This window comes from Lysobacter sp. DMC97 (genome assembly GCF_056313745.1).
This window is the reverse complement of the sequence record NZ_JBQUZR010000002.1, coordinates 649,650-666,030: the sequence shown is the minus strand read 5'-3', so window position 1 is coordinate 666,030 and position 16,381 is coordinate 649,650. Positions and strand designations below refer to the sequence as shown.

Genomic DNA, 16,381 nt, shown 5'->3' with positions numbered 1-16,381 from the left:
CCAATACATTAAATAACGGACTTTGCATCCCAAGGCAACTACCCCTTTGCTCGGGATCGCATGAGAGTGACCTCTGTCACGACCTGGAGGGGGGCCGGCCGACCCTGCCGGGGGCGCTCCGGGGGCCCCGGCCGCGGGGGCGGGCCGCCTATAATCCCTTCCCCGCCCGTCCGCCTCCGAAGCCAGGATCGCCCTGCCCATGTCCCGTCTCCGCCGCCTGCTGCGCTGGGCGCTGCTGCTTTCCGTCCTCGGCCTGCTGGCCGGCGGCGCCGCCTTCGGCCTTCTCTATGTGTCGGTGTCCTCGAAACTGCCCGACGTCGACACCCTGCGCCACGTCGAGCTGCAGGAACCTTTATATGTGTATGCCGCCGACGGCCGCCTGATGGGCCTGTTCGGCGAGACCCGGCGCTACCCGGTGAAGATCGCGCAGGTGCCCCGGCACGTGAAGGACGCCTTCATGGCGATCGAGGACGCCCGCTTCTACGAGCACGGCGGCGTGGACTACAAGGGCGTGGGCCGCGCGGTCTGGCAGCTGCTGACCTCGGACAAGGGCCGCGTGGCCGGCGGTTCGACCATCACCCAGCAGGTCGCGCGCCAGTTCTTCCTCAGCTCCGAGTACAGCTACAGCCGCAAATTCGCGGAAATGCTGCTGGCGCGGAAGATGGAGCAGGAACTGACCAAGGACCAGATCTTCGAGCTGTACCTCAACAAGAGCTTCTTCGGCAATCGCGCCTACGGCGTGGGCGCCGCGGCCGAGTTCTACTACGGCAAGCCGCTGGACCAGCTGACCCTCGACGAGATGGCCTCGCTGGCGGCGATCCCCAAGTTCCCGTCCACCGGCAACCCGCTCAACAACCCGGAACGCGCGAAGATCCGCCGCGACTACGTGCTGCAGCGCATGCGCGAGCTGAAGATGATCTCGCCGGCCGAGGAACAGGCCGCGCAGGCCGCGCCGATGCACGCCACCCCGCACGAGCGCCCGGTCGAGGTCTACGCGCCCTACGTGGCCGAGATGGTCCGCCAGGAGATGGTCGAGCGCTACGGCAAGGAAGCGCTGACCAAGGGCTACCACGTCACCACCACCATCGACCCGGTGCTGCAGGCCGCCGCCGATGCCGCGGTGCGCGACGGCCTGGGCACCTACGACCACCGCCACGGCTGGAACCCCAAGTCGATGCCGCACCTGGACCTGGCCGCCGGCGAGGACGCCAACGCCGCGTCCGTGCGCCTGCGCGCCTTCCCGAGCCAGGGCGAACTGCGCGCGGCGCTGGTGCTGGGCACCACCGCCACCAACGCCCAGGTGGTGCTGGCCGACGGCACCGTGCTGGACCTCGGCCCCGACGCCTCGCGCTGGACCGGCAAGCCGCCGGGCGCCCTGCTCAAGCGCGGCGACGTGACCCGGGTGCGCAAGATCGTGCCCGAGGCGAAGACCGCCGACGCCAAGCCGGGCGCGCCCGCCGCCGAGCCCGCCGGCCCGGTGACCTGGCGCCTCGACCAGATCCCGCGCGCCGAATCCGCGCTGGTCTCGCTGGACGCCGACACCGGCGCGCTGCGCGCCATCGTCGGCGGCTACAGCTTCGCCGGCAGCAAGTTCAACAACGCCACCCAGGCGCGCCGCCAGCCGGGCTCGTCGTTCAAGCCGTTCGTGTACGCCGCGGCATTCGAGCGCGGCTACAACCCGGCCTCCATCGTGCTGGACGCCCCGGTGGTGTTCCGCATGCGCGGCGGCAAGGTCTGGCGCCCGCAGAACGACGGCGGCGGCTTCGCCGGCCCGATCCGTGTGCGCCAGGCGCTGGTGCAGTCGCGCAACCTCGTCTCGGTGCGCATGCTCGATGCCATCGGCGTGGACTACGCCCGCAAATACATCACCCAGTTCGGCTTCAAGGAAGAGGAACTGCCGCCGAACCTGTCGATCGCGCTGGGCACGCCTTCGCTGACGCCGCTGTCGATCGCCCGAGGCTACGCCGCCTTCGCCAACGGCGGCTTCCGCATCGACCCGTGGTTCATCCGCGAAGTGAAGGACCGCGAGGGCAAGGTCATCTTCACGATGAAGCCCGCCATCGCCTGCCGCACCTGCGGCCAGGGCGCGGCCGGCCAGCCGCTGGCGCCGACCTCCACCGTGGTCGACGGCTTCGACCTGGGCCCCGCCGGCGCCGGCGCCGACAAGCCCGACCCCAAGGACAAGAAGGGCCCGAAGGTCACCACCGCCAAGCCCGCCGAAACGCCCGCGACGCTGCCGGCCGACGCCGTGCTGGCGCCGCGCGCCATCGACGAGCGCATCGCCTACCAGCTGATCTCGATGATGCGCGACGTGGTGCTGCACGGCACCGCCACCGACGCCCGCGTGATCGGCCGCGAGGACATCGCCGGCAAGACCGGCTCGACCAACGACCACCGCGACGCGTGGTTCTCCGGCACCGGCGGCAACCTCATCACCACGGTGTGGGTGGGCAAGAGCGACAACTCGTCGCTGGGCTACCGCGAATACGGCGGCAAGGCCGCGCTGCCGATCTGGATCGCCTACATGCAGAAGGCGCTGAAGGACGTGCCGATCGCGCCGAACGACCCGCCGCCGGGCATGGTCAAGGTCGCGGTCACCGCCGGCGGCCAGCTGCTGCCCACCAACGGCACCGGCGGCATCACCGAATACGTGAAGGTCGAAGACCTCGAGAAGATGGAGACCTACGTCGAGGACTACGGCGCCGAAGACGCCGTGCCCAGCGAGGAATCGTTCGACATCTTCTGATGCCGCACCCGCCCGCGCCGCTCCCGGCAGGAAGCGCGCGGGCACGGGCCGCCGGAGGCGACGCTTCTGGCGGTCACCGCTTTCCGTTACAGTCGAGCTTGGCCACGCCGGGACGCTGCCCATGCACCACGCCCGCCAGCACGCCGAAACGAAAGTCCGCGAGCGCCGCTACCGGCTCGCCCGCGAGGCCGCCCGGCTGATCGCCGAATCCGGCATCCACGATTTCCACCAGGCCAAGCTCAAGGCCGCCGCCCGCCTCGGCATCCACGACGACGCCTCGCTGCCGCGCAACCGCGAGATCGAGGAAGCCCTGCGCGAATACCAGCGCCTGTTCCAGGGCGACGCGCAGGCGTCCGAACTGCGCCGCCGCCGTGACGCCGCGCTGCGCGCGATGGAGTTCTTCGCCGGCTTCGACCCGCGCCTCGTCGGCCCCGTGCTGGACGGCACCGCCGACGCCAACGCGCCGGTGCACCTGCATCTCTACACCGACGACGCCGAGAGCGTGCCGCGCTTCCTCGACGACCACCGCATCCCCGCCGAACCGCGCAGCCGCCGCATCCGCCTCGACCGCGAACGCCCGCTCGACGCCCCGACCTGGCTGTTCTCCGCCGAAGACCTGAGCTTCGACCTCACCGTCCTGCCCCACGCCGCCCTGCGCCAGGCCCCGCTGTCGAACATCGACGAGAAGCCGATGCGGCGTGCGTCCGCAGCGCAATTGCGGGCGCTGCTGTTGGAGGAGGAGGTGGCGGGGTTTGAAGGCACCCAAGGATAAGTCTGGGCTTCCGTGGCAAGGCGCTTGTCGTCCCGCGCCACCGGCACTTCGACGCACGCGAGTCATGCCCGACCAGAAACCAACCCTGCACGCGCGATTTAATATTCAAAGCAGCAGAAAACACCGTGAACATCGAGAGTATTCAAGATATCGCGAGAAAAATGAGAAGCGCGATCGAGAAAACCGACAAGAAACTACTCCCGATAAGCTTCGAGCAGTTCCCACGGGGAAGCTGCGGAGACACAGCACTCATACTTGGAAGGCATCTGATAGAGAATGGAATCAACGGCTTTGATTACATTCTAGGCACCCGATGGGATCCAACCAATCATTCAGAAATTTCTCACGCCTGGCTTAAAAATGAAGAAACATTGATCGACATCACAGCCGATCAATTTGATGAATTTGAAGAAAGCGTATCTGTAGGTACCGCATCGAGTTTTCACTTGAGTTTTGAAATTGAAGATCAATTTGAGGCCGACTACATATCCTACGATACAAGCACCGTGACCACATTGGATCGAGCTTACAGAGAAATACTCAAGAACTACTGAAAACGCAGCACATCCAACCCACACGCCACAAGCGTCGCAGGGTGGCCCCAAGCCCACTATCGCGCCGCTTCCATGTGCGTCGCGCGCATGTCGGAGCGACTCGGCTCATCGTTGTTGGGTTGGTTCGGTCATGACGGTGGGCCAAGGGCCCACCCTACGCACTGGCATTAACTGGCGCCGTATCGCAGCGACCGTCTCGATGACGGGCTCGCCCTGGCCGCCAGCGTTGCGGCGCGCGTGCCGGTGCCGTTCCTCGTCGTCGACATCGCGATGACCGCGGACGGCCGCTGGATCATCATCGAATGCAACGACGCGCAGGAATCCGGACACGCCGGCATCCCGCCGCAGCGGCTGTGGCGCGCCATCCTCGATCACCTCCCCGCCGCGTAGGGTGGGCCCCAGGCCCACCGCCTTGACCGATCCGATGCGACGACAAGCATCGGCATCGCACCGCCATGCAAGCAACCACGCCAGCTCCGCGCATCGTGCGCAATCCCCTGCGCGGCATGCATCCTGCGGCGCGGCAACGCCGGCAACGGCATTCATCGACGCGCGCGTATACCTGCCCATCTCGACATGCGGAGGTCACGACGATGGACATGCGTTCGCCACATGGCGCCCTGCGTCGTCGTGCAGTCCAGTTGCTGGCGATCGCATCGATGGCGTCGCTGGCCGCCTGCAGCGAACACGCGAACCTCGCGGTCGCCGCAGGCACCGGGCCGACGCCGCAACTGCCCGAGCCGAACCCGACGCTCATTCCCACGATCGACATCGCACCGGCCGTCGGCTGGCCTGCGGGCACCACGCCGACGCCGGCGACAGGATTCCGGGTCGGTGCGTTCGCAACGGGGCTCGATCATCCGCGCTGGCTGTACGTCCTCCCGAACGGCGACGTGCTCGTCGCAGAGACCAACGCGCCGCCGAAGCCGGACGACGGCCGCGGCCTCAAGGGCGCGGTGATGAAGGCGGTGATGAAGCAGGCCGGCGCGGGCGTGCCCAGCGCGAACCGGATCAGCCTGCTGCGCGATGGCGACGGCGACGGCGTGGCCGAGCTGCGCACCATGCTGCTGGAAGGCCTGCATTCGCCGTTCGGCATGGCGCTGGTCGGCGACAAGCTCTACATCGCGGACACCGATGCGCTGCGCGTGGTGACCTACCGTGCGGGTGACACCCGGATCACCGCGACGCCCGCGCGCCTTGCGGCGCTGCCGGCCGGCCCGATCAACCATCACTGGACCAAGAACGTGCTGGCGAGCCGCGACGGCACGCGCCTCTACGTGACCGTCGGCTCCAACAGCAATGTCGGCGAGAACGGCATGGCGGTCGAGGAAGACCGCGCGCGGATCCTGGAAATCGATGCCCGCACCGGCCGTGCGCGCACGTTCGCGTCGGGGCTGCGCAATCCGAACGGGCTCGCGTGGCAGCCGGAGACGGGCGTGCTGTGGACCGTGGTCAACGAGCGCGACGAGATCGGCAGCGACCTCGTTCCGGATTACCTGACCTCGGTGCGCGACGGCGCGTTCTACGGCTGGCCGTACAGCTATTACGGGCCGCACGTCGACACCCGCGTCCGACCGCAGCGCCCCGATCTGGTCGCCCGCGCCGTCAAGCCCGACTACGCGCTGGGCCCGCACGTCGCCGCGCTCGGACTGGCCTTCTACGACGGCACGACCTTCCCCGCGCGCTACCGCGGCGGCGCGTTCATCGGCGAACACGGTTCGTGGAACCGCAAGCCGCGCAGCGGCTACAAGGTCGTGTTCGTGCCGTTCGCCGCGGGCAGACCGGCGGGCGATCCGGAAGACATCCTGACCGGCTTCGTCGACGACGACGGCAACGCACGCGGCCGACCCGTGGGCGTCGCGGTGGACGGTCGCGGCGCGCTGCTCGTGGCGGACGACGTCGGCAACACGGTGTGGCGGGTGATGCCGGCGCCGCGGTGATCCGGCGCGCGGGCCGGCCTGCACGCCCGCCATGTCGACGCACGATGCGGCACAATCGCGGCAACGCCACGCTTCACGCTCGCCATGCGCCTACAGGGACGGCTTTCGCACTGGAACGACGACAAGGGCTTCGGGTTCGTCACGCCGAACGGCGGCGGCGACCGCGCCTTCGTCCACATCAAGGCGTTCGAGCGCGCGGGACGGCGGCCGGTCGATGGCGACGTGCTGACCTACGCCACCGCGCGCGATGCGCGGGGCCGGCTGCAGGCGACGGCGATCCGTTTCGCGGATGAACCGATGCGACTGGAACCCGCGCCATCCCGCTCCGTGCGGCCACCACCGCCGGCACGCCCGACGGCGGCGAGAGCGACGCCCGCACGATCCACCGCGATGCGACGCGGCTCCACATCCGAAGCACCGTCGCGCGGCACGTTCGGCTACGTGCTCGTGGGCATATTCGCGCTGGCGCTCGCGGCATTGATCGCCACCGGGCGCCTGCCCGTGCATGCGGGGACGCTGTACGGCGTGATGAGTCTCGGCGCGCTGTGGGCCTACCGCAGCGACAAGCGCGCCGCCGCCGAAGACCGCTGGCGCACGCCGGAAAGCACGCTGCACCTGATCGCGCTATGCGGCGGCTGGCCCGGTGCGCTGCTCGCGCAGCGCTGGTTCCGGCACAAGTCGAAGAAGACCGAGTTCCTGTGGACGTTCTGGTTCACGGTGCTCGCGAACGTCGTCGTGCTGGCATGGTACGCGGGCACGCTGTCGAAGGACGCCGGCTGACGGCGCCGACGACCGGCGATGGACAACCCGCGGGATTCGCGGAACAGTAGGCATCGCGACGTCAATACCACTCCCGAGGGGCATGGAAGCACCCGCCGCGGTTCCATGCGCGAAGCCCTCCAATGGCGGCTCCTGCAAGGACGACCACGATGACACGCACGTTTTTCACCGGCCTGCTGGCGACCACGTTCGCGGTGCTGATGTCCGCGAGCACGCCGGCCAGCGCACAGCCCGATCCCGCCACCTGCACGGTCGATTCGCTCGGCGGTTTCACCTACGAGCTGGAACGCGCCTCGGTCAATTCGTTCTACAAGTACGTCTACCACTGCGAATGGACGTCGGACGGCGCGCAGTGGCTGTTCTACGACACGCAGTACTGCTACGGCAACAACACGACCAACTGCTACAGCCTGTGAGGCCGCGACCGCTTCCGGTGGCCCGCGCCACCCACCGGAAGCGGCGATCGCGTGATCAACCCGCGAACAGATCCGTCGCGCGCACCAGCGCGTCGGTGTTCTCGGCCTCGAAGGCGGAGTGACCGGCGGCGGGGCTGATGTGCAGGTCGGCCTTCGGCCAGGCCTTGTGCAGGTCCCAGGCGTTCTGGATCGGGCAGACCACGTCGTAGCGGCCGTGCACGATCACGCCGGGGATGTCGGCGATGCGGTGCGCGTCGCGCAGCAGCTGGTCATCGACCTCGAAGAAGCCGCCGTTGACGAAGTAGTGGTTCTCGATGCGCGCGAACGCCAGCGCGAAGTGCGCGTCCTCGTGGCCGGCGACGAAATCGTCGTCGACGTGCAGGAAGCTGGTCGCGCCTTCCCACACGCTCCAGGCGCGCGCGGCGGCGAGCCGGGTGGCTTCGTCGTCGCTGGTGAGGCGGCGGTGGAACGCGGAGATCAGGTCGTGGCGTTCGACCACCGGGATCGCGGCGAGGTAGTGGTCCCACGCATCCGGGAACAGGCGCGAGGCGCCTTCCTGGTAGAACCATTCCAGCTCCCAGCGTCGCAGCATGAAGATGCCGCGCAGCAGCAGTTCGGTCACGCGCTCGGGATGCGTCTCGGCGTAGGCGAGCGCGAGCGTGGAGCCCCACGAACCGCCGAACACCTGCCAGCGTTCGATGCCCAGCGTTTCGCGCAGCTTCTCGATGTCGGCGACGAGGTCCCAGGTGGTGTTGCCGACGAGATCGGCATGCGGCGTCGAGCGACCGGCGCCGCGCTGGTCGAACAACACGATGCGGTACTTCGCGGGATCGTGGAAACGCCGCATCTTCTCGCCGCAGCCGGCGCCGGGGCCGCCGTGCAGCATCACCACCGGCTTGCCGTGCGGGTTACCGCACTGTTCGTAGTACAGCACGTGACGATCGTCGACCCGCAGCGTGCCGGTGTCGAAGGGCGTGATCTCTGGATACAGCGTACGCATGCGGAAAACCCCGGGGGATGGTGTCGTGGGAGGCGGCGTCGGCCGCCGGTGCGGCATTACCAGTCGCGCGGTGCGATCAGTGCCTCGATGTCGGCGTCGAAGCCGTAGCGGGCGGCGATGAAGTCGAAGTCGCCGGCGATGTTCTCGCGCGCTGCGGTCTCGATCTCGCTGCCGGCGTCCTGCAAGGCGTCGTCCAGCGCGTTGAATTCCACGGTGGCGGCGTGCGTCAGCGCGTACAGCGCATCGAGGCTCGCGGGGACTTCCGCTTCGATCCGCGCGCACAGCCGCAGCAGGATGTCGCGGCCGCGATCGACCAGCGCATCGGGGAAGTAGTCGTCCTCGCCCATGTCTTCGAGGAAGGCATGCGCGAGGATCTTCGGATTCGTCACGGGCATCGGCCCTGCGCTCCGGCAGCGGGACGGGCGTCCAGTGTGCCAGAGCTCACAGGACCCGACGACCCAGCGTCACCCGGTCGCGGTCTTCGAGATCGCGATGCGTGGCGACATCGACGAACCCCGCGTCGCCCAGCAGCGCGCGCACCGCGTCGCCCTGCGTCCAGCCGTGCTCGAACAGCAGCCAGCCGCCGGGCACGAGATGCCGCGGCGCGTCGGCGACGATGCGGCGGATCGCCTCCAGGCCATCGACGCCGCAGGACAGCGCGGTCGCGGGCTCGAAGCGCAGGTCGCCTTCGTCGAGGTGCGGGTCGTCGTCGGCGAGGTACGGCGGATTGCTGGCGATGAGATCGAAGCGTTCGCCGGCGAGCGGCGCGCACCAGTCGCCGGCGCGGAAGTCGACGTTCGCCAGCCCCAGCGCCTGCGCGTTGCCGCGCGCGACCGCCAGCGCGTCGGTGCTGGCGTCGGTCGCGACCACCCGCGCCCGCGGGCGCTCGTGCGCCAGCGCGAGGGCGATCGCGCCGCTGCCGGTGCCGAGATCGGCGACCGCCAGCGGCGCGCCGGCGGGCAGGCGGTCGAGGGCGAGCTCGACCAGCAATTCGGTCTCCGGCCGCGGGATCAGCGTCGCCGGCGTCACCGCCAGGTCGAAGGACCAGAACCCGCGGCGGCCGGTCAGGTAGGCCACCGGCTCGCCGGCGGCCCGGCGGGCGACCAGCGCCCGGAAGCGTTCGGCGTCGGCGGGGGCAACGGCATCGTCGCGGTGGGCGTACAGCCAGCTGCGCGACCGGCCCAGGGCGTGGACGAGCAGCCATTCGGCGTCGATGGCGTCGATCCGGGCCGCGGCGTCCCGCAGCAGCGTCTGCACGGTAGGGGCGTCGGTCATCGGGAGGCGGTACCGTGCGGGGACATCGGCATGGGACGGGAGGCGGCCGGGCGGGACAGAATAGAAGCAAAGTCCGACGGCCTCATTTCGATAGTTGATGACTATCAAAACGATCCAATGGATTCATTGGACCGATCCAAGTCCCCTCCGTAGACTGTGCCCTGTCGCGAAGGCCGGGTCCGCCCGGCATCGCCCACCGACCACCACCCACAAGGAGCTTCCCCATGTCCCTGATCAACACCCAGGTCCAACCCTTCAAGGCCAACGCCTACCGCAACGGCGAATTCATCCAGGTCACCGACGAGACCCTCAAGGGCAAGTGGTCGGTCCTGATCTTCATGCCGGCCGCCTTCACCTTCAACTGCCCGACCGAAGTCGAGGACGCGGCGAACAACTACGCCGAGTTCCAGAAGGCCAACGCAGAGGTCTACATCGTCACCACCGACACGCATTTCGCGCACAAGATCTGGCACGACACCTCGCCGGCGGTCGGCAAGGCGCAGTTCCCGCTGGTCGGCGACCCGACCCACCAGCTGACCCGCGCGTTCGGCGTGCACATCGATGCGGAAGGCCTGGCGCTGCGCGGCACCTTCATCATCAACCCGGAAGGCGTGATCAAGACCCTCGAGATCCACGACAACGCGATCGCCCGCGACGTCAGCGAGACCCTGCGCAAGCTGAAGGCCGCGCAGTTCGTCGCCAGCCACCCGGGCGAAGTCTGCCCGGCCAAGTGGAAGGAAGGCGCCGAGACGCTGAAGCCGTCGCTCGACCTCGTCGGCAAGATCTGATCGAAGCGACCTGATCGAACTGATCGAACCCACGTCGACCGGCGACCGCGCCGGTCGACCGCAACACGAACAGGACCCCGGAGCGCGCGTGCACGCCCTCCGACGGTCGCGGCGGACCTCCGCACCGCAAGACCCTCCTGCGCGTCCCCTCGCGCATGCTCCACCGATCGCCGGCGTCGCGGGACGCGCCGCCGGCCTCGTCTCCGGTCGCCGTTCGCGACCGACGCTCCGTTCGCCGCAGCGGCCACGCTTCGACCGCATGCGCCGCGCATCGCGGATCGCCCTCACCCCCGATGCGCGACCGGCACGCCGTCCGGCGCCTGGCCGCTGCGGCGAACGACGCGAGTCCCTTCCCTCCCCTTTTCCTTCCCCGCGAGGACACGGCCATGCTCGATGCCGACCTGAAAGCCCAGTTGCAGGCCTATCTCCAGAAGCTCGTGCGCCCGGTGGAGCTGGTCGCCGCGCTCGATGACGGCGAAAAGTCGCGCGAGCTGCGCGAACTGCTGGTCGAACTGACCCAGCTGTCGTCGCAGGTCACGCTGCGCGAAGCGCGCGAGCCGGGCGACCGCGTGCCGTCGTTCGCCATCACGAGCCCGGGCCAGAGCATCGCGCTGCGCTTCGCCGGCATCCCGATGGGCCATGAATTCACCTCGCTGGTGCTGGCGCTGCTGCAGGTCGGCGGTCATCCGTCGAAGCTGGCGCAGGACGTCATCGACCGCATCCGCGAGCTCGAAGGCACCGGCCCCGACAGCGCGCTGCGCTTCGAGACCTACTTCTCGCTGAGCTGCCAGAACTGCCCCGACGTGGTGCAGGCGCTGAACCTGATGGCGGTGCTGAACCCGCGCATCGAGCACGTCGCCATCGACGGCGCGCTGTTCCAGGCCGAAGTCGAGGCGCGCGAGATCCTGTCGGTGCCGGCGGTGTTCCTCAACGGCGAATCGTTCGGTGCCGGGCGCATGGGCGTGGAAGAAATCCTCGCGAAGCTCGACACCGGCGCGCAGGCGCGCGAAGCCGAGAAGCTGGCGGCGAAGGACCCGTTCGACATGCTGATCGTCGGCGGCGGCCCGGCCGGCGCCGCGGCGGCGATCTACGCCGCGCGCAAGGGCATCCGCACGGGTCTGGCGGCGGAACGCTTCGGCGGCCAGGTGCTGGACACGATGGCGATCGAGAACTTCATCTCGGTGCCCGAGACCGAAGGCCCGAAGCTGGCCGCGGCGATGGAGCGCCACGTGCGCGAGTACGACGTCGACGTGATGCACCTGCAGCGCGCGGAGCAACTGCGCCCCGCAGGCGCCGACGGCCTGATCGAAGTGCAGCTGGCCAGCGGCGCGACGCTGAAGTCGAAGACCGTGATCCTCTCGACCGGCGCGCGCTGGCGGCAGATGAACGTGCCCGGCGAGCAGGAGTACCGCAACAAAGGCGTGGCCTATTGCCCGCACTGCGACGGCCCGCTGTTCAAGGGCAAGCGCGTGGCGGTGATCGGCGGCGGCAACTCGGGCGTGGAGGCGGCGATCGACCTCGCCGGCATCGTCGCCCACGTCACTTTGATCGAATTCGACGGCAAGCTGCGCGCCGACGAAGTGCTGCAGCGCAAGCTGCGCAGCCTGCCGAACGTGGACGTGGTCGTCTCGGCGCAGACCACCGAGGTGCAGGGCGACGGCCGCAAGGTCATCGGTCTGGTCTATCAGGATCGCGCGACGAAGGCGTCGCACACGCTGGCGCTGGACGGCGTGTTCGTGCAGATCGGCCTGCTGCCCAACACCGAGTGGCTGAAGGGCACGGTCGACCTGTCGCCGCGCGGCGAGATCGTCATCGACGACCGCGGCCAGACCTCGCTGCCGGGCGTGTTCGCCGCCGGCGACGCGACCACGGTGCCGTACAAGCAGATCGTGATCGCGATGAGCGAGGGCGCGAAGGCGGCGCTGGGCGCCTTCGACCATCTGATCCGGACCTCCGCGCCTGCCGAAGACGCGACCGTGCAAGCTGCATGAAGGCCACCGCGACCGGTCGTGAATGCCGGTCGCACCATGAATTCGACTGGCGGTTTTCGAGGATCGATCGCTTTTCGAAGCGAAACCTGTCAGAAGAGACAGGCAGCGTGAATCGTCCTATTCGCTGCATTTCGCGCTAAGTTCTCCCCGCAATCGTTGCGACATGTCGCCATCGTCGTCGTGATAGGTCATACATCACGACGCCACGGTGGCTCGGCGCTGCAACGCCATCCGTCGGGACAGGGAGCCTCGCCATGAATCTGCGCGATCTGAAATACCTCGTCGCCCTCGCCGACCACAGGCACTTCGGTCGCGCGGCAGCGGCCTGCTTCGTCAGCCAGCCCACGCTGTCGACCCAGATCCGCAAGCTGGAAGAGGAACTCGGCGTTGCGCTGGTGGAACGCGCACCGCGGCGCGTGATGCTGACGCCGGCCGGCCGCGATGCGGCCGAACGCGCGCGCCGGATCGTCGCCGACGTCGAGGAGATGCGCGAGGCGGCGCGGCGCAGCCGCAATCCGGAGGCCGGCACCGTGCGGCTGGGCATCTTCCCCACGCTCGGGCCCTATCTGCTGCCGCACGTGGTGCCGGGCGTGCGCGAGCGCTTCCCGGACCTGGAATTGCTGCTGTTCGAGGAAAAGACCGAGACCATCCTGCGCCAGCTGCGCGAGGGCCGGCTCGACGCCGGCGTGCTGGCGCTGCCGCTGCACGACGACCAGCTGCACCTGGAATTCCTGTTCGAGGAGCCGTTCGTGCTGGCGGTGCCGCACGGCCACGCGCTGGCGTCGGTGAATGCGCTGACGATGAGCGATCTCGCCGACCAGAGCCTGCTGCTGCTGGAGGACGGGCACTGCCTGCGCGACCAGGCGCTGGATGTCTGCCATCTGGCGGGCGCGAGCGAGAAATCCGGCTTCCGCGCGACGTCGCTGGAGACGCTGCGGCAGATGGTGGCGGCGAACGTCGGCATCACCCTGCTGCCGGTGCTGGCAGTGAAGCCGCCGGTGGCGTCGTCGCGCGAAGTGCGGCTCGTGCCGTTCCGCGCGCCGGCACCGAGCCGCCGCATCGCGCTGGTCTGGCGCCGCAGCTCGGCGATGTCGGAGTTCCTGGCCCGCTTCGCCGAGGTCTTCCGCGAACTGCCGCCGGGGCTGCTGTCCACCGCGGACCTGCCCGCCGGTTGATGCGGTCGCGGTGATGCGCGGCGCGTCACCGTGCCGCGCCGACGCGCGATCTTTCATCGGGGCCATCGATCGATCCGGCCGCGACGATCGATGATCGCCGGCATCGCATCGGCGTATGCTCGCGGCGGGACGCGCACCGCGCGTCGCCGCAGACCGGAGCGCACTGCATGGACCTGAAAGGGTCGAAGACCGAGCAACACCTGCGCGAGGCCTTCGCCGGCGAGTCGCAGGCGAACCGCCGCTACCTCTACTTCGCGCTGAAGGCCGACGTCGAAGGCCGCAGCGACATCGCCGCGGTGTTCCGCTCCACCGCCGAGGGCGAGACCGGCCACGCGCACGGGCATCTGGAATACCTGGAGTCGTGTGGCGACCCGGTCACCGGCCTGCCGTTCGGCGCCACCGCGGACAATCTCCGGTCCGCCATCGCCGGCGAAACCTTCGAGTACGCCGACCTCTATCCGGGCATGGCGAAGACCGCGCGCGAGGAAGGCTTCGACGAAATCGCCGACTGGTTCGAGACGCTGGCCAAGGCCGAGCGTTCGCACGCCAACCGCTTCCGGAAGGCGCTGGACGAACTCGACGCCACGCCGCCGGCGCTGTGACGTCCCTGACCCGCGCCGATCTGCTCACGCTGGAGGCCTACGCCGTCGAACGGCCGGCGTTCCGCGCCCGCGTCCTCGCGCACAAGCGCGCGCGCCGGGTCGCGCTGGGCGCGCATGCGACGCTGCTGTTCGAGGACCGCCTGACCGTGCAGTACCAGGTGCAGGAGATGCTGCGGATCGAGCGGATCTTCGAGCCGGCGGCGATCCAGGCCGAGCTGGACGCCTACACGCCGCTGATCCCCAGCGGCGACGATCTGCGCGCCACGCTGCTGCTGGAATATCCCGACGCCGCGCAACGGCGGGCCGCGCTGGCGGCGCTGGGCGGGATCGAACGCGCGGTGTACGCCGAAGTCGCCGGCCACGGCCGCGCGGCCACGCATGCCGACGAGGACCGCCCGCGCGGCAACGACACGCGGACGTCGGCGGTGCACTTCCTGCGTTTCGTCTTTTCGCCGGCGCAGATCGCCGCGCTGCGCGGCGGTGCCACGCTGGCCTTCGGCATCGACGACGCGCGGATGCCGGCGCGGGTCGACGCCTCGCCGGAGACGCACGCGGCACTGCTGGCGGACTTCGCATGAGGCGGCGACGCCTCGCCACGCTGATGGCCACGGCGGCAGTGGCCTACGTCGTCGCGTACGCCGGTTACCGGCAGACGCACGCCGAGCGCTGGTCGAAGGATGGTCGGACCTACGTGCTGTTCGGCTCGCGGGCGAGCTATCTGGCCTTCCGGCCGCTGAGCTACGTGGATCAGGCGCTCACCGGCACCGGCGCGCACCTCGGCCCGCATCGCTGAACCCGCCCCGGGTACACTGGCCCCGGTTCGCCGGGGGGCTCGTCGCATGCTGCGCTGGTTGCTGATCTTCATCGTCATCGCAGCCGCGGCCTGGTGGCTGGCGACGCCGTCGCGGCCGCCAGCGGGCGCCTATACCGGGCCGTCCACGCCCTCGCTCATCGCCAGCAACTGCACGCCGCCCGTGCAGCTGGCGGGCGACGACGGCACGGTGCAGACCGACACGCCGTCCGGCATGTCCCCGTTCGCGCTGGAAGGCGCGCAGGCGCAGCCGCTGGCCGGCTTCAGCGTGGCCGCGCGCGTGCTGTCGCGCGAGGACTACCGCATGGGCCGCGAGGCCGATTTCTCGCCGGTCGACCTCGCCCTGGGCTGGGGCCCGATGCGCGACGACGCGGTGCTGTCGCGGCTGGACATCTCGCAGTCCGGGCGCTGGTACCACTACGCCTGGAGCGGCGATCCGCCGCTGCCGGTGGACCAGATCGCGCGCAACAGCGCGAACATGCACATGATCCCGTCGGGCGCGTCGGTGGCGGCGGCGCTGGACAAGATCGACGCCGGCGACCGCGTGCGCATCGACGGCTGGCTGGTCGAAGTGAACACACCCGAAGGCTGGCACTGGCGCAGCTCGCTCAGCCGCGACGACACCGGCGGCGGCGCCTGCGAAGTGATCTACGTCTGCGCCGTGCGGAAGTTCTGACGGCCGCGCCCGCGTTGGTCGGTCGCGCAGGCGGTCGACGGAACGAGCGTTTGGTAGAGCGGCCTGACCCGCCATTCGGCGGTTGAACACCAGGCCGCTGCTCTTTGACGTTGCGCCGTTGATCCCGACAAAAGCAGCGGCCTGAAGGCCGCTCTACCGAGCCAACGGCGACGGCAGCGGTCGGGCGCTCAGCCGCCCACGCCCAGCCCCACCGGGCAGCTCACGCCGGTGCCGGCGAGGCCGCAGTAGCCGTCGGGGTGCTTCGACAGGTACTGCTGGTGCTCGTTCTCGGCGAAGTAGAAGTCCGGCGCGGACGGGGGGATGTCGGTGGTGATCGCCCCCAGCCCGGCGGCCGTCAGCCGCGCCTGGTAGGCGTCGCGGCTGGCCAGCGCGATCGCCAGCTGCGCCGGCGTGGTGCAGTGGATCGCCGAACGGTACTGGGTGCCGACGTCGTTGCCCTGGCGCATGCCCTGGGTGGGGTCGTGGCTTTCCCAGAACACCGCGAGCAGCTGTTCGAAGCCCACCTGCGCCGGGTCGAACACGACCTGCACCACTTCGGCGTGGCCGGTCTGGCCGCTGCAGACTTCGCGGTAGGTCGGGTTCGGCGTGTAGCCGCCGGCGTAGCCGGCCGCGGTGGTGAACACGCCCGGGATCGACCAGAACCGGCGCTCGGCGCCCCAGAAGCAGCCCATGCCGAAGCGCACCGTTTCCAGCCCCGGGAAGGCGTCGCGCAGCGGGCGGCCGTGGACGTGGTGGATGTTGCGCAGCGGCAGCGGCTCGGTGCGGCCGGGCAGCGCGCGTTCGGGGGTGGGCAGGCGCTGCTTCCAGGCCCCGATGCCGAGCAGGGATTCGAAC

General features: G+C 69.5%; 18 protein-coding genes. 14 read left to right on the top strand and 4 right to left on the bottom strand.

The window, feature by feature from the left end; genetic code table 11:
• The first annotated feature begins 199 nt into the window (after nucleotides 1-199).
• The 7 genes from ACT53Q_RS05890 to ACT53Q_RS05860 all read left to right on the top strand — a co-directional run bounded on the left by ACT53Q_RS05890 (nucleotide 200) and on the right by ACT53Q_RS05860 (nucleotide 7,208).
• Complete coding sequence (locus ACT53Q_RS05890) at nucleotides 200-2,746, top strand: penicillin-binding protein 1A (RefSeq protein WP_476185726.1); 2,547 nt, start codon at nucleotides 200-202, stop codon at nucleotides 2,744-2,746.
• Nucleotides 2,747-2,867: 121 nt separating this feature from the next.
• On the top strand, nucleotides 2,868-3,518 hold the full coding sequence (locus ACT53Q_RS05885; RefSeq protein WP_476185725.1) for a hypothetical protein: 651 nt from the start codon (nucleotides 2,868-2,870) through the stop codon (nucleotides 3,516-3,518).
• A 125-nt stretch (nucleotides 3,519-3,643) separates the two neighbouring features.
• Nucleotides 3,644-4,072 (top strand): hypothetical protein, encoded by a 429-nt coding sequence (locus ACT53Q_RS05880; RefSeq protein WP_476185724.1) that lies wholly within the window; start codon nucleotides 3,644-3,646, stop codon nucleotides 4,070-4,072.
• Between the two features lie 171 nt (nucleotides 4,073-4,243).
• The gene (locus ACT53Q_RS05875; RefSeq protein ID WP_476185784.1) at nucleotides 4,244-4,462 is read left to right on the top strand and encodes an ATP-grasp domain-containing protein; all 219 of its coding nucleotides are present in this window, start codon (nucleotides 4,244-4,246) and stop codon (nucleotides 4,460-4,462) included.
• Between the two features lie 209 nt (nucleotides 4,463-4,671).
• On the top strand, nucleotides 4,672-6,012 hold the full coding sequence (locus ACT53Q_RS05870; RefSeq protein ID WP_476185723.1) for a PQQ-dependent sugar dehydrogenase: 1,341 nt from the start codon (nucleotides 4,672-4,674) through the stop codon (nucleotides 6,010-6,012).
• Nucleotides 6,013-6,096: 84 nt separating this feature from the next.
• Nucleotides 6,097-6,792, top strand: coding sequence for a DUF1294 domain-containing protein (locus ACT53Q_RS05865; RefSeq protein WP_476185722.1), 696 nt, complete (start codon nucleotides 6,097-6,099; stop codon nucleotides 6,790-6,792).
• 149 nt (nucleotides 6,793-6,941) lie between these two features.
• On the top strand, nucleotides 6,942-7,208 hold the full coding sequence (locus ACT53Q_RS05860) for a hypothetical protein (RefSeq protein ID WP_476185721.1): 267 nt from the start codon (nucleotides 6,942-6,944) through the stop codon (nucleotides 7,206-7,208).
• Nucleotides 7,209-7,263: 55 nt separating this feature from the next.
• On the opposite strand, the gene pip is transcribed toward ACT53Q_RS05860, so the two are convergent.
• From pip to prmC, 3 genes are read right to left on the bottom strand one after another with little or no spacing between them, the layout of a single operon-like run.
• On the bottom strand, nucleotides 7,264-8,208 hold the full coding sequence (pip, locus tag ACT53Q_RS05855) for a prolyl aminopeptidase (RefSeq protein WP_476185720.1): 945 nt from the start codon (nucleotides 8,206-8,208) through the stop codon (nucleotides 7,264-7,266).
• 56 nt (nucleotides 8,209-8,264) lie between these two features.
• Entirely contained in the window at nucleotides 8,265-8,603 is a 339-nt protein-coding gene (locus tag ACT53Q_RS05850; protein ID WP_476185719.1) for a DUF5713 family protein, read from the bottom strand.
• 46 nt (nucleotides 8,604-8,649) lie between these two features.
• On the bottom strand, nucleotides 8,650-9,483 hold the full coding sequence (gene prmC, locus ACT53Q_RS05845) for a peptide chain release factor N(5)-glutamine methyltransferase (RefSeq protein WP_476185718.1): 834 nt from the start codon (nucleotides 9,481-9,483) through the stop codon (nucleotides 8,650-8,652).
• 224 nt (nucleotides 9,484-9,707) lie between these two features.
• Between prmC and ahpC the strand changes: the two genes are divergently transcribed.
• From ahpC to ACT53Q_RS05810, 7 genes are all read left to right on the top strand, one after another.
• The gene (gene ahpC, locus ACT53Q_RS05840) at nucleotides 9,708-10,271 is read left to right on the top strand and encodes an alkyl hydroperoxide reductase subunit C (protein ID WP_476185717.1); all 564 of its coding nucleotides are present in this window, start codon (nucleotides 9,708-9,710) and stop codon (nucleotides 10,269-10,271) included.
• Nucleotides 10,272-10,657: 386 nt separating this feature from the next.
• Nucleotides 10,658-12,262, top strand: coding sequence for an alkyl hydroperoxide reductase subunit F (gene ahpF / locus ACT53Q_RS05835; RefSeq protein WP_476185716.1), 1,605 nt, complete (start codon nucleotides 10,658-10,660; stop codon nucleotides 12,260-12,262).
• A 254-nt stretch (nucleotides 12,263-12,516) separates the two neighbouring features.
• On the top strand, nucleotides 12,517-13,437 hold the full coding sequence (gene oxyR / locus ACT53Q_RS05830; RefSeq protein WP_476185715.1) for a DNA-binding transcriptional regulator OxyR: 921 nt from the start codon (nucleotides 12,517-12,519) through the stop codon (nucleotides 13,435-13,437).
• Between the two features lie 167 nt (nucleotides 13,438-13,604).
• A complete protein-coding gene (locus tag ACT53Q_RS05825; RefSeq protein WP_476185714.1) occupies nucleotides 13,605-14,039 on the top strand; it encodes a rubrerythrin family protein in 435 nt (144 codons plus the stop codon).
• Nucleotides 14,036-14,617: a DUF3501 family protein gene (locus ACT53Q_RS05820; RefSeq protein WP_476185713.1), complete on the top strand. Its 582-nt coding sequence runs from the start codon at nucleotides 14,036-14,038 to the stop codon at nucleotides 14,615-14,617. Before ACT53Q_RS05825 ends, ACT53Q_RS05820 begins: the two co-directional genes overlap by 4 nt.
• Entirely contained in the window at nucleotides 14,614-14,832 is a 219-nt protein-coding gene (locus tag ACT53Q_RS05815) for a hypothetical protein (protein WP_476185712.1), read from the top strand. The genes ACT53Q_RS05820 and ACT53Q_RS05815 overlap by 4 nt, the downstream gene beginning before the upstream one ends.
• 46 nt (nucleotides 14,833-14,878) lie before the next feature.
• Nucleotides 14,879-15,526, top strand: a complete 648-nt coding sequence (locus ACT53Q_RS05810) for a hypothetical protein (protein WP_476185711.1) — start codon at nucleotides 14,879-14,881, stop codon at nucleotides 15,524-15,526.
• A gap of 188 nt (nucleotides 15,527-15,714) precedes the next feature.
• Here ACT53Q_RS05810 and msrA read toward each other — a convergent pair whose 3' ends face one another.
• Complete coding sequence (msrA, locus tag ACT53Q_RS05805) at nucleotides 15,715-16,371, bottom strand: peptide-methionine (S)-S-oxide reductase MsrA (protein ID WP_476185783.1); 657 nt, start codon at nucleotides 16,369-16,371, stop codon at nucleotides 15,715-15,717.
• Nucleotides 16,372-16,381: the final 10 nt, after the last annotated feature.

Bases quoted from the DNA above. Each gene is read 5' to 3' on its own strand.
- ACT53Q_RS05815 (WP_476185712.1), top strand. From the start codon at position 14,614: ATGAGGCGGCGACGCCTCGCCACGCTGATGGCCACGGCGGCAGTGGCC.
- ACT53Q_RS05860 (WP_476185721.1), top strand. From the start codon at position 6,942: ATGACACGCACGTTTTTCACCGGCCTGCTGGCGACCACGTTCGCGGTG.
- ACT53Q_RS05885 (WP_476185725.1), top strand. From the start codon at position 2,868: ATGCACCACGCCCGCCAGCACGCCGAAACGAAAGTCCGCGAGCGCCGC.
- prmC (WP_476185718.1), bottom strand. From the start codon at position 9,483: ATGACCGACGCCCCTACCGTGCAGACGCTGCTGCGGGACGCCGCGGCC.
- ACT53Q_RS05810 (WP_476185711.1), top strand. From the start codon at position 14,879: ATGCTGCGCTGGTTGCTGATCTTCATCGTCATCGCAGCCGCGGCCTGG.
- ACT53Q_RS05825 (WP_476185714.1), top strand. From the start codon at position 13,605: ATGGACCTGAAAGGGTCGAAGACCGAGCAACACCTGCGCGAGGCCTTC.
- ahpC (WP_476185717.1), top strand. From the start codon at position 9,708: ATGTCCCTGATCAACACCCAGGTCCAACCCTTCAAGGCCAACGCCTAC.
- ACT53Q_RS05850 (WP_476185719.1), bottom strand. From the start codon at position 8,603: ATGCCCGTGACGAATCCGAAGATCCTCGCGCATGCCTTCCTCGAAGAC.
- ACT53Q_RS05865 (WP_476185722.1), top strand. From the start codon at position 6,097: ATGCGCCTACAGGGACGGCTTTCGCACTGGAACGACGACAAGGGCTTC.
- ACT53Q_RS05890 (WP_476185726.1), top strand. From the start codon at position 200: ATGTCCCGTCTCCGCCGCCTGCTGCGCTGGGCGCTGCTGCTTTCCGTC.
- ACT53Q_RS05870 (WP_476185723.1), top strand. From the start codon at position 4,672: ATGCGTTCGCCACATGGCGCCCTGCGTCGTCGTGCAGTCCAGTTGCTG.
- oxyR (WP_476185715.1), top strand. From the start codon at position 12,517: ATGAATCTGCGCGATCTGAAATACCTCGTCGCCCTCGCCGACCACAGG.
- ahpF (WP_476185716.1), top strand. From the start codon at position 10,658: ATGCTCGATGCCGACCTGAAAGCCCAGTTGCAGGCCTATCTCCAGAAG.
- pip (WP_476185720.1), bottom strand. From the start codon at position 8,208: ATGCGTACGCTGTATCCAGAGATCACGCCCTTCGACACCGGCACGCTG.